The organism is Candidatus Thiodictyon syntrophicum (assembly GCF_002813775.1).
In the GTDB taxonomy this organism is placed as follows: domain Bacteria; phylum Pseudomonadota; class Gammaproteobacteria; order Chromatiales; family Chromatiaceae; genus Thiodictyon; species Thiodictyon syntrophicum.
The window spans coordinates 6,676,454-6,690,098 of record NZ_CP020370.1; the positions used below are offsets into that span (position 1 = coordinate 6,676,454).

The 13,645-nt window shown below is 62.6% G+C and carries 15 protein-coding genes and 1 pseudogene; 5 read left to right on the top strand and 11 right to left on the bottom strand.

Features of this window, described 5'->3' with window-relative positions; genetic code table 11:
* Positions 1-39: 39 nt before the first annotated feature.
* Positions 40-1,374: a group II intron reverse transcriptase/maturase gene (gene ltrA, locus THSYN_RS28590; RefSeq protein WP_100922120.1), complete on the bottom strand. Its 1,335-nt coding sequence runs from the start codon at positions 1,372-1,374 to the stop codon at positions 40-42.
* A gap of 580 nt (positions 1,375-1,954) precedes the next feature.
* On the opposite strand from ltrA, the gene THSYN_RS34455 reads away from it, so the two are divergent.
* The 4 genes from THSYN_RS34455 to THSYN_RS36365 all read left to right on the top strand — a co-directional run bounded on the left by THSYN_RS34455 (position 1,955) and on the right by THSYN_RS36365 (position 3,217).
* Positions 1,955-2,410: a PIN domain-containing protein gene (locus THSYN_RS34455; RefSeq protein ID WP_157817993.1), complete on the top strand. Its 456-nt coding sequence runs from the start codon at positions 1,955-1,957 to the stop codon at positions 2,408-2,410.
* Positions 2,394-2,603, top strand: a complete 210-nt coding sequence (locus tag THSYN_RS28600) for a hypothetical protein (protein ID WP_100922121.1) — start codon at positions 2,394-2,396, stop codon at positions 2,601-2,603. The genes THSYN_RS34455 and THSYN_RS28600 overlap by 17 nt, the downstream gene beginning before the upstream one ends.
* A gap of 73 nt (positions 2,604-2,676) precedes the next feature.
* On the top strand, positions 2,677-2,955 hold the full coding sequence (locus tag THSYN_RS28605) for a type II toxin-antitoxin system Phd/YefM family antitoxin (RefSeq protein WP_100922122.1): 279 nt from the start codon (positions 2,677-2,679) through the stop codon (positions 2,953-2,955).
* Positions 2,945-3,217: a Txe/YoeB family addiction module toxin gene (locus tag THSYN_RS36365; RefSeq protein ID WP_257791210.1), complete on the top strand. Its 273-nt coding sequence runs from the start codon at positions 2,945-2,947 to the stop codon at positions 3,215-3,217. Before THSYN_RS28605 ends, THSYN_RS36365 begins: the two co-directional genes overlap by 11 nt.
* Positions 3,218-3,447: 230 nt before the next feature.
* Here the strand turns inward: THSYN_RS36365 and THSYN_RS34460 are convergent, their stop codons facing one another.
* From THSYN_RS34460 to THSYN_RS28640, 8 genes are all read right to left on the bottom strand, one after another.
* The gene (locus THSYN_RS34460; RefSeq protein WP_172965354.1) at positions 3,448-3,603 is read right to left on the bottom strand and encodes an ankyrin repeat domain-containing protein; all 156 of its coding nucleotides are present in this window, start codon (positions 3,601-3,603) and stop codon (positions 3,448-3,450) included.
* Between the two features lie 58 nt (positions 3,604-3,661).
* Positions 3,662-4,819: an IS630 family transposase gene (locus THSYN_RS28615; RefSeq protein WP_100918548.1), complete on the bottom strand. Its 1,158-nt coding sequence runs from the start codon at positions 4,817-4,819 to the stop codon at positions 3,662-3,664.
* Between the two features lie 29 nt (positions 4,820-4,848).
* On the bottom strand, positions 4,849-7,032 hold the full coding sequence (locus THSYN_RS28620) for an ankyrin repeat domain-containing protein (protein ID WP_100922124.1): 2,184 nt from the start codon (positions 7,030-7,032) through the stop codon (positions 4,849-4,851).
* 403 nt (positions 7,033-7,435) lie between these two features.
* Positions 7,436-7,828: a transposase gene (locus tag THSYN_RS36370; protein WP_236848736.1), complete on the bottom strand. Its 393-nt coding sequence runs from the start codon at positions 7,826-7,828 to the stop codon at positions 7,436-7,438.
* Between the two features lie 8 nt (positions 7,829-7,836).
* Complete coding sequence (locus tag THSYN_RS36375) at positions 7,837-8,163, bottom strand: RpnC/YadD family protein (RefSeq protein WP_236848737.1); 327 nt, start codon at positions 8,161-8,163, stop codon at positions 7,837-7,839.
* A gap of 123 nt (positions 8,164-8,286) precedes the next feature.
* Positions 8,287-8,982: an Rpn family recombination-promoting nuclease/putative transposase gene (locus tag THSYN_RS28630; protein WP_335582480.1), complete on the bottom strand. Its 696-nt coding sequence runs from the start codon at positions 8,980-8,982 to the stop codon at positions 8,287-8,289.
* Between the two features lie 105 nt (positions 8,983-9,087).
* Positions 9,088-9,351, bottom strand: coding sequence for a helix-turn-helix domain-containing protein (locus tag THSYN_RS28635; protein WP_100922125.1), 264 nt, complete (start codon positions 9,349-9,351; stop codon positions 9,088-9,090).
* A gap of 6 nt (positions 9,352-9,357) precedes the next feature.
* Entirely contained in the window at positions 9,358-9,672 is a 315-nt protein-coding gene (locus tag THSYN_RS28640) for a transcriptional regulator (protein ID WP_100922126.1), read from the bottom strand.
* Positions 9,673-10,253: 581 nt separating this feature from the next.
* Here THSYN_RS28640 and THSYN_RS36380 point away from each other — a divergent pair.
* Positions 10,254-10,499 (top strand): annotated as a pseudogene (locus THSYN_RS36380) (hypothetical protein); the annotation flags it as partial.
* 733 nt (positions 10,500-11,232) lie between these two features.
* Here the strand turns inward: THSYN_RS36380 and THSYN_RS28650 are convergent.
* Together THSYN_RS28650 and THSYN_RS28655 are read right to left on the bottom strand one after the other, a co-directional pair.
* Entirely contained in the window at positions 11,233-12,603 is a 1,371-nt protein-coding gene (locus THSYN_RS28650; RefSeq protein WP_100917815.1) for an IS4 family transposase, read from the bottom strand.
* Positions 12,600-13,478: a DUF4338 domain-containing protein gene (locus THSYN_RS28655; protein ID WP_100917814.1), complete on the bottom strand. Its 879-nt coding sequence runs from the start codon at positions 13,476-13,478 to the stop codon at positions 12,600-12,602. The genes THSYN_RS28650 and THSYN_RS28655 overlap by 4 nt, the downstream gene beginning before the upstream one ends.
* Positions 13,479-13,645: the final 167 nt, after the last annotated feature.

The following is a 13,645-nucleotide window of genomic DNA, read 5'->3' on the forward strand; positions in this document are numbered from 1 at the left end:
GATTCGTTCCCGGCTCCTCGCAGAACCGGACTTGGAGTGTTACACCATCCGGCTCCCAGTTTGAGTCTTCCACCAAGGGATGGGATATAGGTCATGTAGAATCCTGGCTTTGGGGAACAGGGGGCGGATGTACGCAGTAAAATGCTTCCATGTCAGCGACCGACGCTGGCTGCGCCGATTGAGCCATTTGAACAACAGGCCCGCGGCCGCGTAAAGATAGGCCCCCAGACCTCGGCTATTACCGCTGACGCCATAGTACTGAATGTGACCGCGCGTATGCCGGACAAAGAATGCCAGCATGGCCTTGCCGCCTTCCGCGCGTAAACGCCGCAGATGCTCATTCAGCAACTTGAGCTTTTTGTGCATCCGTTTGGCATCGGTTTTGCGCCCGACCACGAAACGCCCCCGCCGACTCCGCCCAACGTAGTGGGTAAAGCCGAGGAAGCTGAAGGTCCGTTCTCCGTGTGGCCTGACAACGGCTTCGCCCAGGCACTGGCTACCGAAGCGCAACAGCGCGGTCTTGGTCGGCTCGATTTCCAAGTCGAACTCGGCGAGCCGTTCGGTCATCGCCCCGAGGAAGGCCCGAGCGTCGGCTTCTTGCTCGAAACAGGCGACGTAGTCGTCCGCGTAGCGGATCAGGTAGGCGTTGCCCGCGCAGTTCACTGCAAACCGTTTCTCGAACCAGAGGTCGAGCACATAGTGCAGGTAGATGTTGCTCAGCACGGGCGAGACCAGCCCCCCCTGTGGGGCGCCTGCATCACTCGCCGTAAACGCCCCGTCTTCCATGATGCCGGCCTTCAGAAAGCGCCGCACGATCCGCAGGAAGTTGGGATCGGCGATGCGATGTTCCAGGAAGCGCATTAAGTGGGTGTGCGAGAGGTGGTCGAAGAAGCCTTTGATATCGGCCTCAACCACCCACTGCGTTCGCCCGTTGGTGATGACGTCCGCCATCCGCCGCAGCGCATCGTGCGCGCTGCGCTCCGGGCGAAAGCCATACGAGCAGTCGCAGAACTCGGGTTCCCAGATCGCCTGCAAGATTTGGCTGAGCCGATCTTGGACCAGGCGGTCCTCGAAGCTCGGCACCCCGAGCGGGCGATACCGCCCGTCCCCCTTAGGGATGTAGGTGCGCCGTACTGGCAGTGGCTGGTAGCCCAGTTGGCGTATCCGTGCCGACAGGTCCGTCAGTCGCGCCCCCACGTCCTGTGCGTAGTCGTCTTTCCTTATCCCATCGACTCCAGGCGCCTTGCGTCCGTCTTGTCGCCCGAAGCTCGCGCTCAGTCCCGCGGGGTCAAACAGCAACCCCATCAGGGAGGTGAACCGCGTGTGCGGTTCTTCGAGCGCCATCAGTGTGAAACGCTCAAGTTTGGTTGTCACGGTCAGAATCCTCTCGGCGTAGGGCCGTGTATCACTCTTGCGTTATCTCAAACCGCTACCCCTTCGCTCCGCCCGCATTACCGGGAATCAACGCTACTATAGATAGCTCCGACTTCCGCGCACCGCCGCCCGCGTCCTCGCTGTTTAGACTTGTTCGCGGGTGCCCGCCTCCGGCGAGCCGATACTCGGATCTCCTCGGTTACCGCGTACTCTCAATGTCAGGCTCGACATGGCCTAGGACCCCGGGGAGTACCCGTATCGCTGGCCGTGGCGCAATACGGATTGTTGCCTGCGAGCGGGCCAAAACCCTCGGCACTCTCCGACCAAAATTTTCGGGGCTCAACACCTTCAAGGTCGGCTCCACCCGTTACCTTTACACCTCGCCTGCTTTCGTGCCTACACATCGACACGCCCGTTACCGTGCGTGCCGCAAGGCTCGATACTGGGCTCGCGGCTCACGATTACCCAGGTGGGATTTGCACCCACTAGATTACGCGACATTGCCAAGCCGCACTGGCCCCCTTTCGCCGCTTGTAGTAAGCTGTCCGTCTGTCGCTTCGACCATCGCAGGCATGACAGCGTGCTGATTTATCTCGACATCTGCTGCTTCAACCGGCCCTTCGACCAGCAGACTCAAACGCTGGTGCGGTTGCAGACGGAGGCAAAATTGGCGGTGCAGCGCGGCGTGCGGGACGGTCAACTGGAACTCGCGTGGTCGGCTGTGCTGGACCTGGAAAATGCCGGCAACCCCGACGCCGAGCGGGCCGGGGCAATCGCGCTCTGGCGCGATCTTGCGGGGGTCGATGTTCCCACGACCCCGGAGGTCGAAGCCCTTGCCGAAGCCATCGCCGCACGCGGCGTTAAGGCGATGGACGCACTGCATGTGGCGAGCGCTATCAAGTCTGGCGCGACTTGGCTGTTGACAACTGATCTAAAGCTGATCCGCAAGATGCAAGGCGACGATCGCATCGTCGTTGCGGATCCGATCGACTTTATCCGACACTGGCGAGAGGATAACGATGAAAACCGAGTCTGAGCTGAAACTGGCCGGGGTCCGGGCGCTGATCGCCGCGCTCGGCCCGGTGGATGCCGAACGCTTTATCGCAGCCATGCATCGGGAACCATTCGATTACACCCGCTGGAGAGGCGACCAATGGCAGGATGCGACCGTCGCTGGGCTGGCGGAGCAGGCGCGGGCGCTGCGGGCGCGGGTCGCGACACCGGACTGAGGTTCGTTCGGTGTCCGCGCCCGGAACTCGCTATAATGGACAGACTTCCTGTCCAATTCACCCCGGGCTCGCCATGATCGAAACCACCTACAGCCAGGCGCGCGAGCAACTGAAGACGCTGATGGATCGCGCGGTCGACGACCGCGAGGTGATTGTGGTCCGACGCCGCAGCGGCGATGCCGTCGCCATCATCGCGGCCGACGAGTTGGAGAGCCTGACGGAGACGGCGCACCTGCTGCGCTCGCCGAGGAATGCCGAGCGCCTGCTCGCCGCGCTGGCCAGTGCCCGCCAGGGCGCAGGCGAGCCCATGTCGGTCGAGGCGCTCGCTCAGACGGTGGGCCTTGAAGACTGAGCCGCCGCGGCTCGCCGTCTTTCAGCCGGGTTTCATCGAGGATTTGCACTACTGGGTCGCCACAGACCGCCGCACGGCAAAGCGCCTGCTTGAGCTGGTGCAGGCCGCGTTACGAGAGCCCTTCGCGGGTATCGGCAAACCGGAGCCGCTGAACAATCTGGGCGGGGATGTCTGGTCGCGCCGCATCACCGCGGAGCACCGCTGCGCCTACCTGGTCAAGCATGACCGCGTCGAGTTTCTTCAAGGGCGATTCCACTACTGACGGCCTGGGAGCGGCGAGTTGAGAGATAAGGGGCCTAGCTCTATTAAATTCGGGCCGAATCAAAGTCGCCTGCGTCCGATGGATTTAATTGAGCTTGGCAGCTTTTCGTGCGCACCTTTTCGTGCTAGTCACCCGCACGGTGTAGATTTGAAATGCTCCGCAGTTGCCGAAAAGGCAGAAAACTCTTCGCCTTACGGGCTGTTAGGAGCGCCGCAACTGCCGAATCTAGGCTAACGCGTTCCGGCATGGCGCAGTAACTGCGCCATCGCTTCGCTACCAGACTGCTCTGCCATCATCAGCGCTGTGGTGCCGTCACTAGTTTCCGCGTTCACGTCGGCCTTTGCGGCGAGCAGCGCCTGCACGACTGTCAGGTCATCGTTACGCACTGCCGCCAGCCGCGCGATATCCAGGTCGTAGTACCTACGCGCTGCTGCTAAACCCCGCCTAGCATGGGATGCGTAGTTTTTCCTCTTCCGGATCGAGGCTCGTTCGGGTCCAAAGCCGGTCGGCGATCGCAAACGGCTCGAGGTTGATCGTCTTCGCAAAGTCGCGCACGCGCGTGATCAGTTCCTCGGCGGTGGCGTGACAGTGATGATAGGTGACATCCTCGCGCAACCAGCGCCACAGGGCTTCGACCGGCATGAAATCAGGGCTATAACTGGGTAGCGGCAGCAGCGTGATGGCCAGTTCCGCGGCCAGCGCCACCACGGCGCCAGCGCGGTGATAAGACGCCCCATCCCAGCTCAGGACGATCTCGCGGGTCGGCTCGCATTCACGCAGCCGGTGCAAGACCGTCAGCGTGTGATCGGTGTTGCCGCGGGGGAAATCCCAGATCGCCACCTGGCCGTGGTTGTAGAAATACAGGCCGTAGAAGCTCACCTTGGCCGACAGGCCAGGGGTGTGGGAGCCGACCCACAGACGCTCCCCGACCGGCGCCCAGCCATACCCCAGATCGGCTTCTTGATGGATGTGGGCTTCATCCACATAGACGATTAACGGCGGTTCGTCCTTCAGGGTGCGTGCCAACAGCGCTTGCAGTTGCACGACGAAAGCCTCGCGCGCGGCGGTCGTGGCACGGTTGAGCAGCGCCTTGGCCTTTTTCCAGGAAAATCCGAGGCGTTTGAGCGCCTGGCGGAGCGTTTCCCGACTGATTTGATGCCCAAACTGCGTCCCGATCCACGTCACCAGTCGCTTGAGGGTCCAGCGCGGCGGCGCCGTGTGTTGATCAAGCGCGCGGCTTGGTGCCAGTCGCCCGGTCTCCAGGTCCTTGTCCACCGTGGGCGCGGCGGCGGCGGCGAGCCCCGCCCGGAGCAGCGCGTCAAGCGCCTGCTCTTTCACCTGGCAAAAAAAGGGGGTGAGACCACCCGTGTGTTGAAAGACCAGCCCTTCGGGACCGGCGTCGTTATACCAGTGCACCCAACGCATCAGCGTTTGCGCATGGTGCGTCGTGCCCCGCGCAACTGCCGTGATGCCATGTCCCTGCTGGGTCAGTTCGTACAAGGCCAGGAACCGTTCACGGGTGCGCGCATGGGCCGCCATCAACGCTTCAACCCGCAGGTCCTCAGGGGTTTGATTCCACTTGGCGAGATCCAATTTCAGCATACACTTAACGCCTGGCTTTGTAGGTGGCCTCACCGCCTGACGAAATTCCGGGTGCGGGGCTCAACCTTAGCACAAAAACTACACGTTCCGCTCTGGACGCGGTTTAGTACTAGCGCCGTTGCCCCATTATTGGCTCTTGCGTTCACATCAGCATCTGCGGCGAGCAGCGCACGTACCGCCTCCGGGTGGCCATTTTCCGCTGCCAACATTAGCGCCGTTGCACCATTATTCGCCTTTGCATTCACCCCAGCTTGCGCGGCGAGCAGCGCCCGTAGCGCGTCCGCGTTGCCAGTTTCCGCCGCCAGCATCAGAGCCGTTGCACCATTATTGGCTCTTGCGTTCACGTCAGCATCTGCGGCGAGCAGGGCATGTGCCGCCTCCGGGTGGCCATTTTCCGCTGCCAGCATTAGCGCCGTTGCACCATTATTGGCCTTTGCGTTCACCGCAGCTTGCGCGGCGAGCAGCGCCCGTAGCGCGTCCGCGTTGCCACTTTCCGCCGCCAGCATCAGAGCCGTTGCACCACTGTTCGCCTTGGCGTTCACGTCAGCTTGCGCGGCCAGCAGCGCCTGAACTGTTTCCAGGTGACCGCTTTTAGCAGCAAACATCAATGATGTGACGCCCCCCATCGTCTCGTTGACCATCGTCGCGTTTACATCGGCGGCCGCGGTGATTAGCGCATGCACGACTCCCACGTGGCGATTCTGGGCGGCCATCATCAATGCTGTTCCACCATTATTGGTACGCGCGTTTACTTCGGCCCTCGCAGCGAGCAGTGCCGATACCGCATCCAAGCTGCCTTCCTGCGAAGCCATCATCAACGCTGTTCCGCCATTCTTGGCGTGTGCGTTCACTTCGGCCTTCGCGGCGATCAGCGCCTTTACCACCGCTAGGTGGCCTTTCTGAGCCGCCAACATTAGAGCTGTCGCGCCATTATTGGCGCTGGTATTCACGTCGGCCTGTGCCGCGAGCAGCTCCCATACCGTCTCCAGGTGGCCTTCGTGGGAAGCCAGCATTAACGCTGCGACGCCATTAGTCGTTTGGACGTTCACCAGAGCCTTTGCGGCAAGCAGTGCCCGTATCGTATTCAGGTTGCCTTTCTGCGCCGCCACCATCAACGCTGTGAAGCCAAGCGTCGTCTGGACGTTCACCGCGGCTTTCGCGGCGAGTAGCGAACGAACTGCTTCGAGGAGGTCATTTTGCGCCGCCAACATCAACGCTGTTAATCCGTTATTGGCCTCAGCGTTCACATCGGCCTTCGCGGCGAGTAGCGTACGCACCGTCTCCAGATGGCCGTTGCCCACAGCCAACATCAGTGCGGTGATGCCGTCGTCCGTTTTGGCGTTCACCGCAGCCTTCGCGGAGAGCAATGTTTGCACCGTCTCCAAGTAACCATTCTGCGCCGCCAGCATCAGTGGGGTGATACCGTCGTCCATCTTGGTGTTCACCGCAGCCTTCGCGGCGAGTAGCGCTTTCACCGCAGCGGCGTTGCCACTCTCCGCCGCCAGCAGCAACGCCGTGACGCCAGCGGGCGTCGTCATTTCAACTCCGGCTCTCGCGTTGAGCAGAGCCTGTACGACTTCTAGACGGCCATTCTGCGCCGACAGCATTAGCGCTGTCCCATCGTCATTCGCCATCCTAGCGTTGACGTCGGCCTTCGCGGCGAGCAGTGCTTGTACTGTCTCCAGTTGGCCATTCTGCGCTGCGAGCATCAGAGCAGTGATCTCGTTGTCTGTCTTGGCGTTCGCCTCAGCCTTCGCTGTGAGTAGCGCCTTTAGCGTCGCCAGGTGGCCATTCTGCGCCGCTAGCATCACCGCGGTGACACCTTGGTCCGTCTTGGCGTTCACCTCAGCCTTGGCGGCGATTAGCTCTATTACCGCCTCGAGGTGTCCATTCTTCGACGCTAGCATTAGTGCCGTCACGCCGTCGTAAGTCTTTGCATTCACCTCGGCCTTCGCAGCCAGCAGCTTGTTCACCGCTTCTCGGTTGCCTTCTTGCGCCGCTAGCATCAACGGCGTGATGCCGCTGTCAGTCTCGAATTTCGCGACTACATCGGCCTCCGCAACGAATACTATCTCGATCCGTGGAAGATTACCGTCGAAATCTGCTTCCAAGACGAGTTCCTCTTCTGGCGCGCTGGACGCTATACTTGGCAAAGTGCAAACCAGAAGCGCCGACATTGCAATAATTAGCAGGGATTTCGCAAAAAATGTCACCGTCGTTCTCCTGGTCGTTGATGGTGTTCGTTTGGGTGAGTTCCGGGGACAATGTAACTAATTCGTGGGATAAGGGGCCGGATAAGGCGGACAAGGGCGGATAAGGGGCCAGGCTCGAATGGCACTGACTTAAGCTGCGGCATCGACAAATCAGCGACTTACAGGCGAATCGACAAGCAGTCGCTTGAGTGGAAATGGCATTTTCAGGGCTGCTTCCTGGTTCCTGCCTGGTCCGCAACGGTTTTTCGCTCTCTTTATCACATCGTAACCGATTGTTTATGCGATGCTTGTGACTAAGTCAGTGCCATTCGGGCCAGGCTCAATTAATTCTTGAGGGCGAAAGAGAATTTAATCGCGCCTGGTCCATTATCTTCTTTCACAACCTCTCAGACCACTTGCTCGCTCAGTCGAGCACCTGCGCAATGCTGTCCGCCGTCAGGATGCGCTCCGACCAGATCCGCAGGTCGTCGCTGCCGGAGGTCTCCACCCGGCCGCGACAGCGCTGCGCGACGTCCGCGCCGAACCTTTTCTCGATCAGCCACAGGAGCAATGCGGCCTCGCCTTGCCGGACCCCCTGCTGAACCCCCTGCTGGCGCCCCCGCTGGAGCCCCCGCCGAAGGCCCTTCTTGATTCCCGCACGTTCGACAGTCGTGATATAGGGCATCTGCTTGCTCGTCTCAAAGTCGTAGAGGTCTTTGCGAAAGGCGGCCTCGGCCTCCGCGGGTAGCCGGATCATCCAGTCGATGACCCGAAACAGCTCCAGGACCGTGCCGCGGTCGTAGCCGCGATCATACATCAGCCGGATCAAGCCGATGGTTGTAGACGAACATGCGCTGGGCGTTGCGCCGCCTCCGGCTCGCCCTGCACCTCCACATGCACCAGGACCCAAGCGGGACTGCCGTCGCGGCGCGCGACCGCGACCAGCTTGTCCGCGTAGCGCCGGCCGGTCTCGGCATCGCGCACGATGCGCTGCAGCTCCTTGTCCAGAAAGCTATGCCCGCGCGTCCAGTCGATCTCGGCATGGATGTGCGGGAACAAGAGCGCCAGGAAGTCGGGGAAATAGCGCTCCAGCGCCTCCTTCCAGGGGCTGTCGTGGTCGCTGGATGCTGCGGCCTGGTTGCGGTCGGTCATCGGCGGCTCGGGGTCCGATCTGTCTGGGCGGCAGTCTAGCAGTCTGTCGGACTTAACCCGAGAGAAACAGGGAACGTACCACCAAAAGCCGCCCGACGGTCCTCCCCCAGTTCCATCGCTCGCTCAAGCCACGCCGCCAAATACTTCCTCCAAGCTCCCGCACTCCAGCACCCGATCCGCCCAAGCCTCAAGCTCGGCCTCGTCGGCTTGCTCCAGGCGTTGCTCGACCCACGCGGGGAGCGGACCGAAGCGGCGGTTCAGCATCCGACGTAAGAATTTGGTCTCCCCTTTCTGCACGCCTTGCGCCATCCATTGCTCGGTCCAGGTCATGACTCGCTCGGCTAGCATGTCGTTGATCTCCTGCAATTCATTAAGGTTCGGGATCTCAATCCCGGGCAGCCGGGCCGGGAGCAGCACGCGCTTGAGCCAGACGACGAAGGCGCGGCGTAAGCCGTCGTTCTCTGGTCCGGCCAGCCATTCGACCAGACAACCGACGACCCGTTGGATATTCTCGGGGGCGCGGGCGTTCTCCAGCCGGAACAGGGCGGCGGCGGCATTGGGCAGACGCGCCAAGTCGGCCTCGCGGTAGCGGCGCTCTTCCAGCAGAAGATAGCGCATCTGGGGCTGCCAGCGCACCAGTTGCGGGGGCAGGCTGGGGTCGAGCATATCCGCCAGGTCGGTCTTGGCGGTCCAGGGATCGGAACCGTTGTAGATAACCACGGGCAACACGGGCGGCAGTGGATCGCCGGGGCCGATTTCGCCGGACTTGAGCAGGTCCTCGTAGAGCAGACCGATGTAGGTCAGGAGCCGCACGGCCATGGCGCGGTCGACCGTGCACGAAGGCGCGGGTCAGGTCGGCGACCATCTTGCGATGGGAGATCGGGAGCTTGTAGGAGGCATCGTGCATAAGACGCTGGCGCCGCATCACCCGACCAACTCCCGCAGGACCTCCGGGTGGCGCTCAGCCACCTTGAACAAGGTCTTGGCGGCCCCGCTGGGTTGGCGCCGACCCTGTTCCCACTCTTGGAGGGTGCGCACTGAAACCCCCAGCAAGGAGGCAAATTGGGATTGCGACAGGCCGACAGTCCGGCGTGCGGTGCAGGCCGGCGAGTACACCACGGTGCCCAGGCCAGCCTTCATCTGGCGGACGGACGCCAGCAGCTTTTCCCCCAATTCCTCGCCCGTCATCGCTTGCTAGTCATTTTCCAGTGTCTCCGCAATGGCCTTGAGCAGGTGCGCCGGGATGTTGCCGCGCACTGCTTTGGCGTAGATTACCAACAGGTAAATTACGCCGTGGTTCAGCCGGTTGAAATAAATCACCCGCACCTCGCCGCGTTTGCCCAGACCGGCGCGCGCCCAGCGCACCTTGCGGCAGCCCCCAGACCCGGGGACCACCGCTCCAGCGAGCGGGTAGTCTGCGATCCAGGCGCAGAATGCTCCGCGTTCATCTTCTGACCACAGGTCGTGCGCGTCCGCTGTGAAGATTGGCGTCTCGATGACGGCGTGCATGACGTTTAGCATACGACATTGACGTATAACCGCCAAGTACGCCCGGATGGCAATGCTCGGGCCTTTGGTAAAAGCGTGTACCGGTAGGGTGCGCCGCGCGCACCGGGGCGCTCGCCCAGGCGCAGGACGTTTCGTTCAACCGAAACCTTGGAAGGTGCGCACGGCGCACCCTACGCCAATGGTCTGACGACTTGCGCGGCGCAGTACTAGGGTGCCGCCCTTTCGCTGGCCGCCGCTGCCATCGACGGTTTTCGACGCTTTGGCAAGGCGCCGCGGGTCGTCGTCCCGGCAACAAACCCGTTGCGGGCGCCTATCTGGTGGCACCCGCTCGGTGTATCGGCGGCGGCAGGCTACCCGGGACCTGGGAACTGCGCCCCGGTGATGCCGCGCAGTCACTCAGCGCGCCTTGAGTGGCCTTGCGGGCGGGACCGCTATGGTCTATATGTTAAGTGGGTTCCGCCTTCCTTGCTTATGCGTCTGGCGGGACTGCCGCGCCATGGTCGCAAGAATTCTCCCGTGGCCAATAGCGACAACGCCATCGCCGATCAGATTATCTGCGGTTCTGTACCGGGGTCCCGCCAATGTCAAAATCATTCCTTGTTCATTACATAGACGGCAAGTGTAGAGATACAATATTTGAAGATGTCTCCGCCGGTGGCGGTGGTCTCTCCATTTCTGCGTCTGTTGGAGTAAGTGGCGTCAATCGCCCGGAGGATGTAACAACAATTCAGAAGGCGGTTAACCAGGTCCCAACGACCAGTGGCGGCCCACTGACACCGCTGGTGCTTGACGGCATTTGCGGCAGCAAGACGAAAAAGGCAATTCAGGATTTTCAACTCAAGCACTTTGGCTGGAAGGGTGCCGATGGGCGGGTCGACCCGGGGCAGCAGACCATTCTGAAGCTGCAGGAGTTTCAGTCGGGTGGCGGCGTCCTGGAAGCGCCCGGGCAAGGGGGCCAAGGGCGTCTCAGCGCAAATCCCGGCGGCAGCGATCTGGACAGCAATCCTTATGTACTGATGCTGATGCATGACCGGGTGGCGGAGGCCTACAATTGGGTATTGTCGGCGAAAAGAACATTGAACGCTGCCCAAGACCTGCTGGCTGGGAACCTGACGATAACCAGCGATTGGTCACAGCCGCAGCTCGATTTGGTGAAGAAATATTTTCACCTCAAGGATGAGCCGAGAGCTCATGCCCGGGATATCATCAGGCGGATTTATAGAATCTTCAGCACGATGGAGATGGCGATCGGGCATCGTTCTGCAATTGGCGGAATGAGTTTTGGTGGCGGCGGTTGTCTCTGGCCTGACCCGACTGTAAACAATGTCGCAGGAGGCAAGCTTTTTGCTTACACATTTTATGGCGGATGGAGCCGGCGTAACGAGCGGACGGGGTTGCCGCGGATGTCAAAAGAAGATAACTATCAAGGGCCTAATCTTCGTGAGGACACGATTTTCATTGCGACCAATAATTTCGGGGGTCGCTCGCAAGAAATGTATGCGACGACGCTGGTGCATGAGCTGGCGCATTTTGTCGGTCCCGACCTGTATAGCCTGACTATTAACCATATCTCCCATCCCCGACGCCGCGCTGGGCCTCCATCGCCAGCACGAAGTCGGCCGCGCGCTGGAGTCCGATCCAGAGGGTTTGCGGGCCGGGGAAACCGTCGGACTTGCGGTTGAGGAAGCCGCCGAGGCCGGCGATCATGCGCACCATTCGATCCAGCGTGGGTGGGGTGTCGGGCGGGGGCTTGCGCTCGGTGACGATGTAGACGGCGTGCCACTCGGCGGTCTCGAAGACCACGTCGCAAGGCATGTCGGGGCATTCACGTCCGAGCATCGTGAGGAACAGTACTCGCCAGGCGACGATCATGTAGCAGGCGAGCGCCGGTTCCAGACGTTCGCGTTTTTCCAGTTGCAGCTTCTCGATCCGGCAGCCGCTCTTCAGGATGCGGAAATAGACCTCGATTTGCCACCGGCACAGGTACCATTGCAGCTTCTCCAGGGCCTGCGCGGGGGTATCCACGGGCAGGTTGGTGAGCAACAGCCACACCACCGGCTCCTCGCCCGTCGGCGGCGCCGGCTCGCTGGCCAGGAGCGCGGTGATTTCCACCGCGGGCAGGGTGCGATCGGGGCGGCGCGGGGCCGGGAGCGTGATCCGCACAGCCCGCAGTTCTTGATGGACCGTGCGGGCCGTGCACCCATGGCTGGCGGGTCGCTCGAAGGTGGTTGCGGCCAGCACCGGCGCTTCGGCCACCTGTTGACGCAGGGTCTTGCCATCGGCCAGTACCCGGTCGTGCTGGCCGCGGACCAGCCAGTCGGCGGCGGTGTCGGGACAGGGGGCCTCGACAAACAGGTCATAGATGTCGGCCTCACGGTCGGCCACATAGGTCAGGCGGGTGTTCGGAAGTTGCTCGGCCAGTTCGTCGATCTGCCGGTAACCGTCCACCCAGCGCACACTTTCCTTCTCTTCCAGGGCGCGCTTGGGATCTTTGTCCTGCCCCAGGCTGCCGGGCTCACGGACCCACCGGTGGACATTGAGCAGCCCGAGGCACAGCCGCTCGGGAGTCACCGCCAACGTCGGATGCAGATACAGGCCCTGGCGGGTCTCCAGGTTGAGCGGCCCCAGGCCCTGCATGGAAGGTCTGCCGGTATAGTCGAGCTCGCTGGTGTCCTCGATACATAGCACCCGCGGGTGCGCGCCCATCCGCGCGACGGTGCAGGCGATGTGCGGGGCGAGTACGGCCTCGGCGGTGACCGCATCATGGTCGAACAGGCGATAGGCCGCGCGGGTTTCGCGCCAGCCACCGCAGGCGGCGGGAATGCTCACCGTGGGTTTCTCCCCGAGCTTGGCCAACACCCGGCGCGCGCGCCGGTTCAGACGTTGATCGCCCAAGTCGATGCCGTCGAGCTCGGCGGCCAGGGCGCTCATGCGACCCCCAGCAGGGCGCGGAAATCCGCCGCCAGCGGATAGACATAGAGCGCCTTGCGCGGCAGCGCCGCCTGGTGGGTGCGGTCGCATTTGCCGCGCCCCGCGGTCTCGCCAAGATAGCGCCAGTTGGCCGCGCGGTAGCAGGTACCACGAAACCGGGGCGTCTCCACAAAGGTCTCCAACAGGACCGGGCGCTCGCCATAGCGCGCGGCGAAGTCCTCGCCGACCCGCGCGGCGGCCAGTGCCAAGACCTTGGAGGCGAGGTTCTTCACCTGCACCCAGGGCAGGATGAGAAAGCGGGCGTTGTTGAGCACGCGTCCCAGATGGGCCTCACGGGCGGGGCGCTCCCAGCCGATCCAGCGGTCGCGCGCCGCGACCTTCCAGGCCGCCGCCCCGAAGCCGAGCGCACCCAAGAGCCCGTGATCCGACTGGATCAGATAGCGCAGTTGCGCACCGGGCAGCGGCGTGTAGCCCAGGTAGTGCCAGCGCTCGATCAGCCCGTTCCACAGCCGCGAGGCGCTCCGATCGGCGACCGGCGCCAGGCGCAGACCGCTCAGTTGCCCGACCGATCCCGCCAGCGGCTGCTCGCTCGGCCAGGCACTCGGTTGCTTCACCAGGCCGCGACCGTTACCGTTGCCGTTGCGCGCCGCCGGCAGTTCGATCAGCCCCGCACGGTGCAGGCGCAGCAGTCCCACCCGGCAACTCATCAGCTTCGGGCGGCCCAGGGTGTCATGCCACCCCAGCGCCGCACAGACCCGTCGCGCCACCTCGGCGCGCAACGGCGGGGCGGCGGCGTCGATGGCCCGCCGAATCGTCTCCAGGTCCGCCGCACTCAGCGGCCGTCCGCACAGCTTGCCAACACGTGCCTCGGTCATCTACCTTTGCCCCATCGCTCGCGATGGGAACGAATTTCACCAGCTTTGCTGCTCTGTGTCCAGCACCGGCGCCGCGCGCCGGCCAGCCGAGATGTGGGTAATAGTCAGCTGTATAGCCCCGATAGAATCGGTGACCATGGCTATCGCGCCGAGTTGCGGTTTAATCA